The 14,878-nt window shown below is 62.2% G+C and carries 18 protein-coding genes; 7 read left to right on the plus strand and 11 right to left on the minus strand.

Going from position 1 to position 14,878, the window contains the following annotated elements; genetic code table 11:
- Window positions 1-257 precede the first annotated feature (257 nt).
- The 11 genes from HMPREF9237_RS09110 to HMPREF9237_RS00570 all read right to left on the minus strand — a co-directional run bounded on the left by HMPREF9237_RS09110 (window position 258) and on the right by HMPREF9237_RS00570 (window position 6,080).
- The gene (locus HMPREF9237_RS09110) at window positions 258-527 is read right to left on the minus strand and encodes a Txe/YoeB family addiction module toxin (RefSeq protein WP_081637263.1); all 270 of its coding nucleotides are present in this window, start codon (window positions 525-527) and stop codon (window positions 258-260) included.
- Window positions 521-757, minus strand: a complete 237-nt coding sequence (locus HMPREF9237_RS00525; RefSeq protein ID WP_039898397.1) for a type II toxin-antitoxin system Phd/YefM family antitoxin — start codon at window positions 755-757, stop codon at window positions 521-523. The genes HMPREF9237_RS09110 and HMPREF9237_RS00525 overlap by 7 nt, the downstream gene beginning before the upstream one ends.
- Before the next feature lie 53 nt (window positions 758-810).
- Window positions 811-1,605 (minus strand): hypothetical protein, encoded by a 795-nt coding sequence (locus tag HMPREF9237_RS00530; RefSeq protein ID WP_016441754.1) that lies wholly within the window; start codon window positions 1,603-1,605, stop codon window positions 811-813.
- Complete coding sequence (locus HMPREF9237_RS00535) at window positions 1,602-2,453, minus strand: ABC transporter ATP-binding protein (protein WP_016441755.1); 852 nt, start codon at window positions 2,451-2,453, stop codon at window positions 1,602-1,604. The genes HMPREF9237_RS00530 and HMPREF9237_RS00535 overlap by 4 nt, the downstream gene beginning before the upstream one ends.
- Window positions 2,446-2,799 carry a hypothetical protein gene (locus HMPREF9237_RS00540; protein WP_016441756.1) on the minus strand — a complete coding sequence of 118 codons (354 nt, stop codon included), beginning with the start codon at window positions 2,797-2,799 and terminating at the stop codon, window positions 2,446-2,448. Before HMPREF9237_RS00540 ends, HMPREF9237_RS00535 begins: the two co-directional genes overlap by 8 nt.
- A 2-nt stretch (window positions 2,800-2,801) precedes the next feature.
- Window positions 2,802-3,527, minus strand: coding sequence for a DUF5808 domain-containing protein (locus tag HMPREF9237_RS00545; RefSeq protein ID WP_016441757.1), 726 nt, complete (start codon window positions 3,525-3,527; stop codon window positions 2,802-2,804).
- Window positions 3,514-3,864 carry a PadR family transcriptional regulator gene (locus HMPREF9237_RS00550; protein WP_016441758.1) on the minus strand — a complete coding sequence of 117 codons (351 nt, stop codon included), beginning with the start codon at window positions 3,862-3,864 and terminating at the stop codon, window positions 3,514-3,516. The genes HMPREF9237_RS00545 and HMPREF9237_RS00550 overlap by 14 nt, the downstream gene beginning before the upstream one ends.
- A 154-nt stretch (window positions 3,865-4,018) precedes the next feature.
- Window positions 4,019-4,591, minus strand: a complete 573-nt coding sequence (locus HMPREF9237_RS09115; RefSeq protein WP_196800213.1) for an MIT C-terminal domain-containing protein — start codon at window positions 4,589-4,591, stop codon at window positions 4,019-4,021.
- A 331-nt stretch (window positions 4,592-4,922) separates the two neighbouring features.
- A complete protein-coding gene (locus tag HMPREF9237_RS09865; protein WP_096334972.1) occupies window positions 4,923-4,997 on the minus strand; it encodes a 50S ribosomal protein bL37 in 75 nt (24 codons plus the stop codon).
- A 145-nt stretch (window positions 4,998-5,142) separates the two neighbouring features.
- Window positions 5,143-5,472 (minus strand): mycothiol system anti-sigma-R factor, encoded by a 330-nt coding sequence (rsrA, locus tag HMPREF9237_RS00565; RefSeq protein WP_016441762.1) that lies wholly within the window; start codon window positions 5,470-5,472, stop codon window positions 5,143-5,145.
- Window positions 5,469-6,080, minus strand: a complete 612-nt coding sequence (locus HMPREF9237_RS00570) for a sigma-70 family RNA polymerase sigma factor (protein ID WP_016441763.1) — start codon at window positions 6,078-6,080, stop codon at window positions 5,469-5,471. The genes rsrA and HMPREF9237_RS00570 overlap by 4 nt, the downstream gene beginning before the upstream one ends.
- A gap of 89 nt (window positions 6,081-6,169) precedes the next feature.
- On the opposite strand from HMPREF9237_RS00570, the gene HMPREF9237_RS00575 reads away from it, so the two are divergent.
- The 7 genes from HMPREF9237_RS00575 to HMPREF9237_RS00605 are packed head-to-tail and all read left to right on the plus strand — an operon-like array spanning window position 6,170 to window position 14,863.
- Complete coding sequence (locus HMPREF9237_RS00575) at window positions 6,170-6,673, plus strand: DoxX family protein (protein ID WP_039898130.1); 504 nt, start codon at window positions 6,170-6,172, stop codon at window positions 6,671-6,673.
- A complete protein-coding gene (gene aroA, locus HMPREF9237_RS00580) occupies window positions 6,674-8,050 on the plus strand; it encodes a 3-phosphoshikimate 1-carboxyvinyltransferase (protein ID WP_016441765.1) in 1,377 nt (458 codons plus the stop codon). It abuts the gene before it with no gap.
- Complete coding sequence (gene rsgA / locus HMPREF9237_RS00585) at window positions 8,047-9,075, plus strand: ribosome small subunit-dependent GTPase A (RefSeq protein ID WP_016441766.1); 1,029 nt, start codon at window positions 8,047-8,049, stop codon at window positions 9,073-9,075. Before aroA ends, rsgA begins: the two co-directional genes overlap by 4 nt.
- Entirely contained in the window at window positions 9,076-9,909 is an 834-nt protein-coding gene (locus tag HMPREF9237_RS00590; protein ID WP_016441767.1) for an inositol monophosphatase family protein, read from the plus strand.
- A gap of 14 nt (window positions 9,910-9,923) precedes the next feature.
- Window positions 9,924-10,490, plus strand: coding sequence for a phosphoribosyltransferase (locus HMPREF9237_RS00595; protein WP_016441768.1), 567 nt, complete (start codon window positions 9,924-9,926; stop codon window positions 10,488-10,490).
- A gap of 35 nt (window positions 10,491-10,525) precedes the next feature.
- Window positions 10,526-11,782 carry an exonuclease SbcCD subunit D gene (locus tag HMPREF9237_RS00600; RefSeq protein ID WP_016441769.1) on the plus strand — a complete coding sequence of 419 codons (1,257 nt, stop codon included), beginning with the start codon at window positions 10,526-10,528 and terminating at the stop codon, window positions 11,780-11,782.
- A gap of 6 nt (window positions 11,783-11,788) precedes the next feature.
- Window positions 11,789-14,863 carry an AAA family ATPase gene (locus HMPREF9237_RS00605; protein ID WP_016441770.1) on the plus strand — a complete coding sequence of 1,025 codons (3,075 nt, stop codon included), beginning with the start codon at window positions 11,789-11,791 and terminating at the stop codon, window positions 14,861-14,863.
- Window positions 14,864-14,878: the final 15 nt, after the last annotated feature.

Below are 14,878 nucleotides of genomic sequence, written 5' to 3' on the forward strand. Positions count from 1 at the left end.
GAAGCCGGGAGTGCTCACTAAGCGCAAAGTTTCGTGAAGGGCCCGCCAGTTATCCTCGCTCACCAGAACGGCATTGGCCCCCTGGCCCGCTTACCCGAGCGGGCGGCTCCGGTAGAGGCGCGGTGCGAGCCAGAGGAGCGCGCAGGCAGCGAGCGCCGTCGTCGTTCCTATCCACCCCACAGGCCCGCGGCCAGAACCACCACGGAAAGCAGAAGAACGATCGCGAGCAGCCAGAGCGCCGCTAACGCTTGCCAGATTTACTCGTAGTGCGTCCACATCCTTAGAATCGTGACACACCTACGTTTTTCATCCACTTCGTAAACAAGGCGATGCTGAATATTGATCCTTCGCGAAAAGCATCCCGAAAGTTCACCAATAAGCTTCTCGTATCGCGGCGGTGTCTCAAAGGGATCGCGCGTTAAGATTTCGAGCAACTGGGCGGTCTTGATTTTAAGACCGCTTTGAGAGAGAAGTTTCGCGTCTTTTCGAGCCTGACGAGAGAATTCTAACGACCACGCCTCTACCAATCGAGAGCCTCACTCGTGCCACCCTCACGCCGAGCCTCCTTTACCGACTCAACGAAACCGGGAATGTTCGACAAGTACAAGGTTTCTTGAATAGCACGCCAGTCATCTTCCCCAACCAGGACAGCGTTATGGCGTTGCCCCGAAATGGTAACCGGGGTGCTTTCCTCGTTTACGACATCGATAAGACGATACAGATTCGCTCTAGCCGCGGTAGTGGTTATAACGTTCATACCAGCAGCGTACGCCATTCCGTACGAACTCTCTAGAGGTACTCCCCTCCCGCTTACCCGAGCGGGCGGCTCCGGTAGAGGCGCAGTGCGAGCCAGAGGAGCGCGAAGGCCGCGAGCGCCGTCGTCGCTACTATCCACCACAGGCCCGGGACCTCAGCACCACTCGCCACCGCACCCACCGCATCATTCAAACCGAGCGGGCTGTAGCGCGCGCCCGCCTCCCACATGCCGCCGAAAGCTAGCACGAGGTACGCAACGAAACCGATACCAGCACTGGCCAGCATATTTCCCGTTGCCACTGCGGCCAGAACCACCACGGAAAGCAAGAAAACAATGGCGAGCAGCCAGAGTGCCGCGGCTCCCAGGAGCGCGAGCACGGCGCCGTCGTCGAAAAGAATGCGGGTGAGAAGGCCGGCCACCGCGCTGCCACCGAAAGCCACCGCTGCCACCAGGAGCACCGTGCTCAGCATTTTCCCGGCGAAAACGGCCGTGCGGCTCACCGAACGCGTTACGATCAACACCACCGCGCCGCCGAGCATCCCCGTGACGATCTGGTAGGCGCCGAGCATCACGAAAAGCACCCCGAAAATCTGGTGGAGGTTTTTCACCCATTGCGCGTGTGCCTGGATCCAGGTGGGCTCGGGCATGGCTGCGCCGAGCGCCGCCGCGGTATCCGGCCCGGCCAGCGCGGCAATAATATCGGGAGCGTAGAGCGCCGTCAGCGGGGAGACCGCCGCGAGCAGCAGCGCCAGACCGAGCACCACCCAGGTGCTGGGCACGCGCAGCAGACGGCGCAGGTCGTAGCGCAGCACCGCTCGGTTGCCGGTGCGGATTTCTGCGGAACTCATTGGCTTACCCTTCCGCGCGAGAGGTATTCGTACACATGCTGGAGCGAGGGTGGGGCGACATCAAGTTGCGCCTCCACGCCCGCGGCCCCGCACGCTGCCGCGATAGCGCTACGCGCCGCGTCGGTTTCCTCGCGTGCCACGCTCACCTGCACCGTGGCGCGTTCGGGCCGGTAGAGCGCGAGCACTTCATCGAGGGGCCCTTCGGCCAGGAGCGTGCCCTCGTGCAACATCCCCACGTGGTCGCACACCTGCTGCACATCCGCGAGCAGATGCGAGGTGAGAAGCACGGTGGTGCGCCCGGCCAGCTCGCGAATAATATTCAGCACATCCGCGCGGCCGAGCGGATCGAGGGCGCTCGTCGGTTCATCCAGCACCAGGAGCCGCGGGGCACCCACCAGCGCCAGGGCAATTCCCAGGCGCTGCGTCATGCCGCGGGAAAACCCGCCGATATTCCCTGGGGCGCGGGTCAGGCCCACCAGCTCGAGTAGATTAGCGGCCCGGCGGCGAGCCACCGCGCGTTCCACCCCGGACACCTCGCCGAAAAATTCGAGGGCCTGCGGCGCGCTCATCCACCCCGGCAGGCTGGGTACGTCCGGAAGGTAGGCGACGCCGGGCACCGGAGCAGCCGGCAGCGTCCCCCGCTCAAACCCGAGCACCCGCGCCGTGCCGGAACTGGCGGCGATAAGCCCCAGCAGAATTTTAATTGTGGTAGTTTTCCCGGCGCCGTTTCCGCCGATCAACCCGTACACCGAGCCCGCGGGAACGTGCAAATTAACATTCGTGAGGGCGGCGAGCCCCGCGAAATTCTTACTGAGATTTTCGGTGCGAACCGCGTACATGCTACCCATAGAGCTCACGCACCGTGTCGCTCGCGTTGGCGGATTGTGACGGGGACGTAGTTTCCGTGGCGGCACCGGTTGCCCCGGTAGCAGCGGCAGCCCGCCGTTCTTCCCAGGCCTGCCGCTGCGCCAATGCCTGACGCGCCCGCGCGTACATAAGGAGGAACAGCAAGATCCCCACCAGCGAGCCGAGCAGAATAATCACCGCCCACCCCGGGCGCGGCACCCCGGCGAGCTGCCGCTCCGGCCACCGCGACAGCAGCACCAGGCTCGTGATCAGCAGGGCGAGTTGAATCAGTGCCACGATTCCCAGGGCGATCTGCGCCGCCGCGGGCAAAGCAAGAAAATCTTCCATGGTTACTCAGTTTCTTTCGTATCGGGTGAGGGTGCGACACCGCGCGCGGCCGGGTTTTCCGAATGCTCGCGTTTAAGCACACGGTCCAGATTCCGTAGCGCGCCGCGCGTAGTAGCGACGACGACGCCAGCTGCCACCGCAGGAAGTGCCACCGCGGTGCATCCGGCCAGGAGGGATGCCAAGACTGGGCGGTGGCTGGCATAGCGGTCCTGTGCCGCAAGTGAGAGGAGAGCCGTGGCCTGTAATCCGGTGGCGAACGCAGCGGCTGGAACATCCACGCGTTCGCGATTACTCCAGGCCGCGAGCGCCGTGCCGGTAGCACCGAGGAGCGCGGCGGGCGCCACGGCCCGCGCTGCCGGAACTATGCCGCGCGGGCGCAGGTTGGCACGAAAACCGGAGGGAAGGAGCCGGTGGCGGCGGGCCACCAATGCGGCTGCTCCCACAGTGAGCGTTCCGCCAAGCGCGGGCGCGATGCTGAGGGCGCGGCTGATGTGGGGAGGAATATAGTCTTCCAGGTCCGGGAGGGAATCATCCGGGCGGATCATTCCCAGGCGTACCGCGAGCGCGCCCATATTAATATCCCAGCCAACTCCGAAGCTGCGCGGCACGAAAATCCGGGGATTTTCCGGTTCGAACCAGCGCGAGCGGGCTTCGCGGGAGCGCCGGGCTTCCAGGGAAGCGGGGATTCCGAAGAATGTGGGGGTTGTAGGCGAGCTAGGCTCCGGCATTGTTATCACCTCGGTCGGTTGTGAGGGCGGTGAGATGGGATGTGACGACGGCGGCAAGGTTGCGCCATTCGCCAGCGAGTCGTTCCCCGTAGCTGCGGCCAGCCGCGGTAATCGTGTAAATCTTGCGCGGGGGCCCGGCCGGGGATTCCTCCCAATGAATGGCCAGGTGGCCGGCCTTTTTGAGGCGGTTAAGAAGCGGGTAGAGGGTGCCGGCTGATACCGCCATACCCGCATTTTCCAGGCGCTGGAGCAATGCCCCGCCGTAGGCCGGAGCCCTGGAAAGCGAGGCGAGCACGATGAGTTCAAGCACGCCTTTACGAAGCTGGGAATCAGCCACCACTCCCCCTTTTAGTCACCGCGGTGCGGGTGCCGTGCGGGCACGTTCGCACCGCTTGTATGCATCACATAGTAGTAGGGATGGCACAGTAGCGCGGCGAGTTTTCAGGATATGAGAAATCCAAGCAGTGCTACCACACGGAAACTGGCTGTCCCTACTGATTCTTCCGAACATAGGAAATACTAAAGGCGCGTGCCCGCCTAAACTCTTGGCGCGCGCTAGGGAAGGCGTAAGCACCACCCTCGAAGTTATGGAAGATGTCGATACCACGCCCTAGGAAAATGATCCAGCCGGTGTCGGTACGCAACCAGCGGTCGTGAGCGTCCGGATCGAAAATCACCTCGAAGTCAATACCCTGGGCCGCGGCATTTTTCGCGATCTTCTCGAACATTTTAACCCGACCACCGTGGTACTCCACCTTTTTTGTCGTAAGTGTATGCAGCCGAAAGCGGCATCGCTTTTCGGGATTTTTCACGAGGGCCACAACCGCCATTAGTTCGACGAGGTTACGCCCCTGATACGAATGGCTGATGAACGGGTCATGCAATTCGATGTTCGCACATCCACGCAAATGGGCTGCAAACAACGTCTCAAAAGAGACACCAGTTTGTCCCTCCTCAAAGAAGCGATAGCCCGGAAGCGCGACACGGTGCCGACCGCGGCCATGCCAATGCAAAGATTCTTGACCGCCATGATCCTCATCTGCTTCCAGTACATGCTTTCCCATAAGGAAAATATAGATGACTAGCCGCGTGCTCTCCGTAGAGGTGGCTGATCCCACCCGCGGCATTCACCAGAGGGATATACCCCGCCGGCTCGGGGGTATGTTTTCCGAGGTGTACTGCACCTGTAAAACAATCGCAGTACAGCTGTGAAAACACGCCCCCTCCCCGCTGGTACTCATGTGGCTATTGGGATTATTCTGATGGAATCTTGGATCGAGTTGAGCGGCGGCGTACCCCGCCGAAGCCCATTCCGCCAGCTAACGGCGTCGTCGTAAAAATAAAGGGCCCGGAAACCGGACCCTCTACACTTCTCGCAACAGCGAGCACCCCACTTTAGGAATTGGGGCGCTTGCCGTGGTTCGCCTTCTTCTTGCGGCGATCCTTGCGCTTACGACCACGCTGGCTCATGTTCTCTCCTCACGTCACGTTTTCTCAGCTCGTAAACGAGCAACCACATTAGCTTACCAAGGGCTGCCGGTCAGGTAAATAAAACCGGCACAATGTGGCGAAAATACCCGAACCGGCGCGGCATCCGCGCGAAGCGTAACGCGCACTACCCGAAATCGCGGGTAGTGCGCCGGTAGATCGAAATCTGTTGTGCAATCCGCACCCGCAACGTCGCCGGCGCGACCTCCCGGCACGAAGCTCGTAAAATATCACGCACGTGAGTTTCCGCTTCGGCCCGTTCCGTGCAGCGCGAACAGCCCGAAATATGGGCCTGCAAACGCTCGCTTTGCACCGCCGAAAGCTGGTGATCAAGATACTCGAAAAGATAATCCGTAATATCCCTGCAGGAACACTCCCCCGCCGCGCTATCCAATTCAACTCCGCGGTTCCGGAACGAGTCTTCTACCCCGCGCTGCAACCTATCCTCACCGCTCACTGCTTCTCCTTCTTCCCATAGCCGAGTTCACGCGCGTAGTCCGCGAGCAATTCCCGCAGCTGCTTACGCCCGCGATGCAGACGGGACATCACCGTTCCGATCGGTGTTTCCATGATGTCCGCAATCTCCTGGTAGGAGAAGCCTTCAATATCCGCAAGGTAGACAGCCATGCGGCGGTCCTCCGGCAACGCACTCAAAGCATCGCGAATTTCCGATTGCGGCAGATTCTCCAGGGCCTCCGCCTCCGCGGACATCATCCCCGAGGACGCGTGCGAAGCCGCCCGATATTCCTGCCAATCCTCCACTTCCGAGGAATCAGCCTGCTTGGGCTGGCGCTGCGCCTTGCGGTAATTAGAAATAAAGGTGTTATTGAGGATGCGGTAGAGCCACGCCTTCAAATTCGTGCCCGGCCGATACTGGTGGAAAGCCGAGAAGGCTTTGGCGTAGGCCTCCTGAACCAAATCTTCAGCGTCGGCAGGATTGCGCGTGAGGCGCATCGCGGCCCCGTATAACTGGTCGAGATACGGAAGAGCATCCCGCTCGAACCGCGCGGCGCGTTCGGCGGCGGTTTCATCGGGGGCGCTTCTTATTAGGTCTGTGCTCATCATGATCTAGCCTAGCCCGTCTGCTGGACTAACATGGGTATAACGCCCGGAAAACGCAGGTATATTCCCCGATTTAGTGTAACAATATAGGTATGGGTATGATTCGATTCCTCGCGCGGCCCCTGCTCGCCGCGCCCTTTATCGCACAAGGGTTATCCGCGGTACGCCACCCCGAGGACCACCAGGAACGGGTGGAGAACATCGCCGGCCTTGCCGGCATGGCCGGGGTTGATCTCGAATCCGTTGACACCACCACTCTCACTCGCGCACTGGGCGCCGTCCAGCTTATCGGCGGGGCTTTCCTCTCCATCGGCAAATTCCAGCGTCTATCCGGAGCTGCGCTCGCCCTCACCCAAATCCCGGTAGCCCTGGCCAATCACCCGGTCTGGGCAGCTGAAAAGAGCGAACGCCGCGAGGTGCTGGGCGGGCTGCTCGGCGCGCTCGGGCTGGCCGGCGGCGCCGCGCTGGCGTGGACGGATCGCAAAGGCAAGCCTTCCCTGGGGTACCGTGTTTCCGAATGGCGCGATCAGCGCAATGAGCTCGCGGATGTGCGGGCGCAAGCACGCGAACAAATCAGAGAGGCGAAGCGTTCCTAAATGACTGACCTGTGGCCAGCACCGTTCCACCCATCCCCCGTTCGCGGCAGCGTGGACGTTCCCGGGTCCAAATCGCTTATGGCGCGTTTCCTCATCACCGCCGCGCTGGGGGAAGCCGGCACGGCTGGGCGTATCGTCGCGCCCCTGCGCGCCCGCGATACCGAGCTCATGGCCCGCGCCCTCGCGGATATGGGCGTGGGGGTGGCCTGGCAGCGCGGCGCGACCGAAGCTGAGGATATTCTCGATATTTCCCCCGCTCCCCTCCACGGCGCCACCATTGACGCGGGGCTCGCCGGCACGGTCATGCGTTTCGTACCGCCGCTGGCCGCTTTCGCGCGCGGTGAGGTTGTGATTGATGGCGACGACGCCGCCCGCGTGCGCCCCATGGACCCGGTCGTGCGGGCCCTGCGTGACCTGGGAGTGGAGGTTGATGCCGCCAGCGATAGCGCCGGGCGGGCGGTCCTCCCGGTGCGGGTCCACGGACAGGGGCATCTGGCCGGAGGAACGGTGGAGATTGATTCCTCCGCCTCCTCGCAATTCATTTCCGCACTGCTGCTGGCGGGTCCGCGCTGCGAAGGCGGGCTGGTGCTGCGCTCGGTGGGGCCCAAGGTTCCTTCCGCTTTCCACCTGGCTATGACGGTGGACGTGCTGCGCCGGGCCGGTATTCAGGTTGAAGAATTCGCGGCCGGCGGGGCGCCTGCGGATCGCGAGCACCCGGCGGTGGAATGGCATGTGCATCCTGGCATACCGCAACTGGGAACAGTGGTGTTAGAACCGGATCTTTCCAACGCATCCCCCTTCCTGGCCGCCGCTATGGTGACGGGTGGAACCGTGGAAATTCCGCGCTGGCCGGAACGCACCACCCAACCCGGGGCGCAGATCGTCGATATTTTCACGGCCATGGGAGCGCGCGCCCACCTGCGCGCGGATGGCGTCCTCGAACTCACCGGGCCGCGGGACATTGCCCCGCTTGACGCGGATCTCAGCGATGTAGGCGAGCTCACGCCCACAATCGCCGCGGTGGCGGCTTTTGCGACCGGGCCGAGCGCGCTGCGCAATATCGGGCAGTTACGCGGGCATGAAACCAACCGTCTGGCCGCGATCACGGCGGAACTGAGCGGCGTGGGAATTCCCGCCCGCGAAGAAGGCGATGACATTATCATCACCCCGCCAGCGGTGCCGAGCGGGGCGGGTGGGCCGGCCCCGCGAGCCACGGGCGAAGGCCCGGTCATCCGCAGCTACGAGGATCACCGCATGGCAACTTTCGGGGCGATCCTCGGCCTGCGCATCCCCGGACTGCGCGTGGAAAATATTGCCACCACCGGGAAAACCATGCCGCGTTTCGCCCATATGTGGACAGACCTGGTGGGCCGATGAGGGATATCGGTACCGACGATCCGCGCGTGCGGGTGCGCCCCGGAAAGGGCTCGCGGCCGCGCACGAAGATTCGGCCCGATTACTCCGACCGGCCCCTCGGCCAGGTCGTCACCATTGACCGCGGGCGCTACACCGTGCTCATGAACCACGGCACCCGCATCATTGCGGTCAAAGCGCGGGAATTGGGCCGGGGCGCCGTCGTCGTTGGAGATAAAGTACGCCTGACCGGTGACCTGTCCGGACGCAAGGACACCCTGGCCCGCATCGTTTTTATCGAGGAACGCAGCTCGCAACTCACGCGTTCCACGGACGAAGGAAACGAACGCGAACGTACCATTGTGGCGAACGCGGATCAGATGGCGATCGTGGCGGCGCTCGCGCAACCCGAACCGCGGCGCGGCATGATTGACCGTTGCCTGGTGGCCGCGCGCGATGCCGATATGGATCCGCTACTCATCCTCACCAAAACGGATCTGGCGCGCCCGGACGCCTTGCGCGCGTATTACGAACCGCTCGGGGTACCGGTTCTTGCAACAGCTTTAGGGTACGACGACGCAACTCCCGCGGCCGGGGAACCTGCAACGGACTCGGGCTTGGAAGCAGTGCGCGCGGCGCTGCGCGGGCGAACCACGGTGCTCGTGGGCCATTCCGGGGTGGGTAAATCCACTCTTCTCAATGCGCTGGTGCCCGCCGCGGCGCGCGAAACCGGGCACGTCAATGAGGTGACCGGAAAAGGCCGCCACACCTCCACCTCCGCTATCGCCTTTCCGCTACCCGGTGGTGGGCAGCTTATCGATACGCCCGGGGTGCGCAGCTTCGGGTTGGCCCACTTGGATGCCACCGACATCCTCCACGGCTTCCCCGACCTGGAAGAAACCGCGCTGGAATGTCCACGCGGATGCAGCCATGCAGCCACCGAACCCGAATGTGCCCTCGATAGCCTCACCGATCCACGCCTGCGCGAGCGAGTGAGTTCCTTACGCCGTGTGCTCGCCTCGCGCGGCTTTGAAGAATGGGAGAAATAAATGGATACCAGCGCCACCATCGCCTTTCTGCACACCGTTGCGGATGCCGTGGACGCCCTTACCCTGGAACGTTATGAACGCCGCCGTCTCACCGTGGATACGAAGCCTGATAATTCGCCGGTATCCGACGCAGATCGGGCCGCCGAACGGCTCATCCGCGAGTATCTGGAGCGAGATTTTCCCGGGGACGCCGTCTACGGGGAAGAGGAAGGCGGCAGCCTCGAGCACGCTCCGCGGCGTTGGATTATTGACCCGATTGACGGCACCCGCAACTACGTGCGTCACAACCCGGTGTGGGCCACTCTCATCGGTGTCGAGGAAAATGGGCAGATGGTGGCCGGTATGGCATCGGCTCCGGCGCTCGGGAGGCGCTGGTGGGCGAGCCGTGGAAACGGGGCGTGGCTGAGTGAAAACGGGGGCGAACCCCAGCGCCTGCGCGTCTCCGATATTGATCGAATGGACCGGGCTGCTTTCGGTTTTTCTTCCCTCTCGAGCTGGGACGAAACGGGGCGCATGGATACGCTCATCGCCTTTGCCCGCGCCACCTGGGGTACTCGTGCCTACGGGGCTTTCTGGCCCTATATGCTACTTGCCGAGGGCGCTTTTGATATTGCCGCGCAGCCGGGCCTGGATGTTTACGATATGGCTGCGCTGGTGCCGATCGTGGAAGAGGCCGGGGGAACCTTCACCTCGCTGGAGGGCAAGCCGGGCCCGTGGTGGGGAAGTGCGCTGGTGACCAATGGAAAGTTGCACACGGCCGCCCAAGCAATTATTAATGAGACACATATGCAACCGGGCAGCGGGGAAGAGACGCGCCCGGATAACCGGAACTAGCCGAAGGAGGAACTGTGGGACGCAGTGATAAGGCCGAGCCGTTAATCGAGAACGAGGGCCTTCCCGCCAGCGCGCCCGCAAACGCACCCACGAGTGCGCCCGCGCGCGAAGTTCTCACCTGGGAGCGGTTCGGCGAGGTCACCCGCGAACTCGCCCGCGACATCTGGGATTCCGGTTACCGCCCGGAGATTATCGTGAGCGTGGCACGCGGCGGACTGCTTCCCGCCGGCGCAATTGCCTACGCTTTGGACCTCAAGAGCATGCTTGTCCTCAATGTCGAGTTTTACACCGGTATCGGCGTCACGCTTAAAGATCCACGCCTGGTGGAACCCTCCGGTGACGTGCGTGGAATGGCGGGCAAAAAGGTTTTAATTGTCGACGACGTCGCTGACTCGGGGCGTACCCTCCGCTTCGTCAAGGAACTCTGCGAAGAGTACGCCACGGAGATTCGAGTGGCGGTCCTTTACGAAAAGTCGCGCTCGGTACTCAAACCTGATTATGCCTATTTGCATACCGACTCGTGGATTGCCTTCCCTTGGTCGGATAAGGACCCGGTCAACGGGGGTCAGGCGGAAGCCTAAAAATTTTTGTCGTAGCCCCACAGTAGGCTGAAGCCATGAAGATCTTGCACACCTCCGATTGGCATCTCGGGCGCACCCTGCACCGGGCGGATCTCACTCCCGCCTTTGAGCTGTGGGTGGATCACGTGGTGGATACCGTGCGGGAACGTGAGGTAGATGCCCTCCTTATTAGCGGGGATGTCTATGATCGCAGCGTTCCACCCGCTCCCATGGTTGAGCTTTTTTCGCGCACCCTGCGGAGGCTCGCGCAGCTCACCACCGTCATTTTGATCTCCGGGAACCATGATTCCCCCCAGCGCCTGGGCTTCGGTGCGGAACTTTTCCAGGAGCGTATTGTTATTCGCACCGATCCGCTGCGCTGCACTCAGCCGGTAGAGGTGCGGGACCGTGCCGGGAAGCTCGGAGCGCTGGTCTACCCCGTTCCCTATTTGGATCCTGATGTGGAACGGCGCCGCCTGGCGGGCGGTGATGCGCGCGTTGGTGTGGATGATTCGGATAGCGCAAAGTTGCTAGAGCGCTCGCACGCCGCGGTGATGCGCGCAGCTGTGGGGCGTATTGCCGCGGATATCCAGCACGGCCCGCACGCCGGCCAGCCATTGGCCCGTATCGTTATGGCACATGCCTTCGTTGCCGGCGGGGCGGCCAGTGAATCCGAACGCGATATTTCGGTGGGCGGGGTAGAAGTTGTTCCCGCCTCGCTTTTCGCCCTGGATGGTGCGGGGGAACGCGCTACCCGGGGCCTCAGCTACGTGGCTCTCGGTCATTTACATTCTCCGCAGCGGGTAGGTGGCGCGCCAGAGCCGGGTACTTCTGGCATGAGCGAGCTGCCTCCTATGCGCTACTCGGGTTCACCCATCGCTTTTTCGTTCTCAGAAACCCGGCCTAAATCTTCTGTTCTTCTCACTTTTGAAGGCGGAGTGTTAGTGGAAGAAGAGCTCATTCCCGCTCCGGTATGGCGCCCCATCGTCACTATCGAAGCGCCGCTAACTGAGGTGCTCAGCCCGGCACACCATAATGATCGGAGCAAATTCGCGCGCATTCTCGTGACCGATCCAGCCCGCCCGGCAGATCTGACCACCCGGGTAAGGGCCGCTTTCCCGCACGCCTTAGAAATTCGCCACGTGGTGGATCCGGCCGCTACCCGCCACAGCACGGCAGATACCCGGCGGCTTGATGCTTTGAGCGTGTTGCGCCAATTCATGACAGAAAGCGGGCGCCGGGATCTCACGGAGGAAGAAGATCATGTCATGGTAACGGCATGGGAAGCCGTTCGCACCGGGGAAAAGGAGTAAGGGCTCATGCAGTTGCGCCGCTTAGAACTTCAGGGTATCGGCTCCTTCGCCGGGCGGGAAGTCATTGATTTTGATGCCCTGGGAGCATCCGGGCTTTTCCTGGTGGAAGGGCCCACGGGGGCGGGAAAATCAACCATTATTGACGCCGTTGTTTTCGGGCTTTTCGGTACGGTAGCCGGTGGGAAAGAAAGTTCAACCGAGCGCCTGCGTTCCACGCATGTTGATCCCTCCACCACCAGCTACGCGGACGTTATTTTCACCATCGAAGCGGGTACGTTCCGGGTGCGGCGCACCCCTAGCTTTACCAAGCCGGGTAATTCCTCCCCCACCGCCGCCACCGCGAAATTGTGGAAGCTCTCCGAAGCCGCAGTGGACCTCGGAGATATAGATGGCGGCTCGCCGATCGCGACCAAAGCTCGCGATGTCGGGGTGTATATCAGCAATCTACTCGGCCTCAATGCGGAACAATTCTTGCAAACTATCGTGCTCCCGCAAGGGAAATTCGCTGAATTTCTACGGCTAGAAAGCCAAGAACGCACCAGGCTTCTCACCCAGATTTTCGATACCCGGGTTTTTGGTTCTGTTACCCAGTGGCTCACGGATCACGCCCGCGCAGCGCGCGGTGCTATTGCGGGCGCTCAGGAAACCTTCGTGCGGGCCGTCTCGAATACCGCGACCGCCTTGGAACTGCCACCTGAAGAAAGTGAATCTCTTACCGCCGCCGCTCAAGGCGTGGATTTACCAGCCGAAGGTGAAAAGGTGGTCGCTGGCCTAGAGCAAGCTCTCGCCACTGCCGCGAAACGTGCTAACGATGCGCTCGCCCGGGCCGAAGAAGCAGAAAACGTATTTGAGCGGGCACAGGAGCACGAAAACGCGCAGCGCACCCTGGCTAGCCGCATCGAACGCCGCACGGAGCTGCGCGCCCGGGCAGGCCAACTCGGCGAACGCAAAGATGCGATCACCGCGGATCGTGCTCGCCTCGCGGCCCACCGCGCCGCTACCCCGCTACTCCCGTATATTCACGCGTTGGCACGGGCTCGCCAAGAAAGCCGTAATTGCGCCGATGCCTGCGCAGAAGCTCAGGCCCACCTCGTTGCTACTTTCGCGAAATTGGGCGCGAGCACAGGGCGGGTTGCTAACCCCATTACTGATATCACCCCTGCCGGAGTGGAATCCGGGCGACGTGCGGTCACGGAGCTAAGCGAAGCCAGCGGGCGCTTGACCGAATTGGAGCGCGCGGAACATGAGGTAGAGCGCAAACAACAGGAAGCTGCCCGCGCTACCGAACAGCTTGCCGAGCGCCGTAGCGCGATGGAAAAGCTACGCGATGAAGCTGCTATTGCCGCAGCTGAACGCGAGGATGTGGAGGGCAAGTTAGATACGGCCCGCACCATCGCGAGTGGTGAGCCCGCGGCCGCGCAGCGGGTACACAGCGCCACGGGTCTCCTCGAAGTATTGGAGCGGGTGGCCGCCAGTGAAAACGCGGAAGCAGAAGCTCGTGCCGCGCTGGCAGATGCCCTCAGCCAGGTCCAGGAAACGGAAAGTAACGCCCGGGAAATCACCGATGCGTGGGTACAGTCCACCGCCGGTGAATTAGCGGGGCAGCTACGTGAGAACGAGCCCTGCCCGGTGTGCGGGTCATGCACCCACCCGGCTCCCGCTCCCCCGGAAGCTGTTCGCGCCACCGCCGCGCAGGTGAAAATCTCCCAAGAAGCAGCCTCCGCCGCCCGGGAAAAATACAGCACCTGCCTAGCACACCTGGAGAAAATAAAAGCCCAGCTTACGGAACAACGTGCCATCGCGGGGGATGTCACTACCGAAGTAGCCACTGCGGAATTAGCTGCCGCCCGTGCTGACTTGAATGCGGCACAACAGGCGGCATTGCGCGTTCTCGACTTGGAGCAGCGGCTCGCGCAGCTTGCCGAACAAACTAGTTCGCGGGAAACATCCTTGGAACAATTACGTAGCGACGTGGCACATTTAGAGGCTGCCAGCACCGCCCATGCTCGTGATATCAGCGAGCAACTCGCGCGCCTCAGCGCGGAATACGCCGGCTTTGCTTCTATCGCGGAGCGCCGCGCGGCTCTTGATGATCTGCGTGAAGCCCAAGATGCCTGGAACACTGCCGCCAGCGGGGTACTCGCTGCGCGTGAAGATGAACAAACTCGCGGCAAAGAACTCACGGCGGCTCTGGCCGGCACTGAATTCGCGGATGCGGAATCTGTGAACGCTGCCCTGCTCAACGGGGCGGACGAGGCACACCTCCAGGATTCCATCACCGCTTTTGATGAGGAATGCCGCGATGTGAAGCGTGAACTTGCCGAACCGGAGCTCGCTGAGCTTCCTGAAGATGCCCGGGCTGATGTCACAGGGGCGGAAGAAGCCAGTGCACTGGCACGCCGCGCTGCTCAAGAAGCGCGGGCGCACGCCACCCGGGCGGAGAACCAGGCACGATCCGGGCGGGAACGCCTATATACCACTCAGCGGGATCTACAAGCGTGGCGGGCGGTGCGTGAGCATTCCGGGGCGGTTGTACGTTTAGCTTCCTTAGCTACCGCCGGTCCCGAATCGGTAACGAAAGTACCCCTGGAAACCTTCGTGCTACAACACCGTTTCGAGCAAGTTGTTGAAGTCGCTAATGAGCAGCTCACAGATATTTCCCTCGGGCGTTTCGAACTCATCCGAACGGACGAAAAGGAGAAAGGCAGTCACCAGTCGAAAACCGGTCTCGGGCTGGCTGTTATTGACCACGCCGGCCCCGAACCGGTCCAGCGCTCCGTTCGCACACTTTCGGGAGGGGAAACATTCTATGTATCTATCTCCCTGGCGCTTGCCTTAGCGGAAGTGGTGCGCGCGGAAAACGGTGGGATCCACCTTGACACCCTCCTCATTGACGAAGGTTTCGGTTCACTTTCCGACGGAGCACTCGACCAGGTCATGGGGGTGCTGCACGGCCTAGGAAAAAACGGGCGCACCGTGGGCGTTGTCTCGCACGTCTCCGAAATGAAACAGATGATCAGCGAGCGCATCTCCGTTATCCCGCGGGCCGACGGCACCTCACATATCCGCGTGACTGCCTAAAGCGGCTGTCGCCCG

Source organism: Actinotignum schaalii FB123-CNA-2, assembly GCF_000411135.1.
In the GTDB taxonomy this organism is placed as follows: Bacteria; Actinomycetota; Actinomycetes; order Actinomycetales; family Actinomycetaceae; genus Actinotignum; species Actinotignum schaalii_A.

Excerpts from the sequence above, each read along its gene's own strand:
- HMPREF9237_RS00600 (WP_016441769.1), top strand. The coding sequence starts at position 10,526 with ATGAAGATCTTGCACACCTCCGATTGGCATCTCGGGCGCACCCTGCAC.
- HMPREF9237_RS00575 (WP_039898130.1), top strand. The coding sequence starts at position 6,170 with ATGGGTATGATTCGATTCCTCGCGCGGCCCCTGCTCGCCGCGCCCTTT.
- HMPREF9237_RS00535 (WP_016441755.1), bottom strand. The coding sequence starts at position 2,453 with ATGGGTAGCATGTACGCGGTTCGCACCGAAAATCTCAGTAAGAATTTC.
- HMPREF9237_RS00530 (WP_016441754.1), bottom strand. The coding sequence starts at position 1,605 with ATGAGTTCCGCAGAAATCCGCACCGGCAACCGAGCGGTGCTGCGCTAC.
- HMPREF9237_RS00540 (WP_016441756.1), bottom strand. The coding sequence starts at position 2,799 with ATGGAAGATTTTCTTGCTTTGCCCGCGGCGGCGCAGATCGCCCTGGGA.
- rsgA (WP_016441766.1), top strand. The coding sequence starts at position 8,047 with ATGAGGGATATCGGTACCGACGATCCGCGCGTGCGGGTGCGCCCCGGA.
- HMPREF9237_RS00570 (WP_016441763.1), bottom strand. The coding sequence starts at position 6,080 with ATGATGAGCACAGACCTAATAAGAAGCGCCCCCGATGAAACCGCCGCC.
- HMPREF9237_RS00605 (WP_016441770.1), top strand. The coding sequence starts at position 11,789 with ATGCAGTTGCGCCGCTTAGAACTTCAGGGTATCGGCTCCTTCGCCGGG.
- aroA (WP_016441765.1), top strand. The coding sequence starts at position 6,674 with ATGACTGACCTGTGGCCAGCACCGTTCCACCCATCCCCCGTTCGCGGC.
- HMPREF9237_RS00545 (WP_016441757.1), bottom strand. The coding sequence starts at position 3,527 with ATGCCGGAGCCTAGCTCGCCTACAACCCCCACATTCTTCGGAATCCCC.
- HMPREF9237_RS09115 (WP_196800213.1), bottom strand. The coding sequence starts at position 4,591 with ATGGGAAAGCATGTACTGGAAGCAGATGAGGATCATGGCGGTCAAGAA.
- HMPREF9237_RS00590 (WP_016441767.1), top strand. The coding sequence starts at position 9,076 with ATGGATACCAGCGCCACCATCGCCTTTCTGCACACCGTTGCGGATGCC.
- HMPREF9237_RS00525 (WP_039898397.1), bottom strand. The coding sequence starts at position 757 with ATGAACGTTATAACCACTACCGCGGCTAGAGCGAATCTGTATCGTCTT.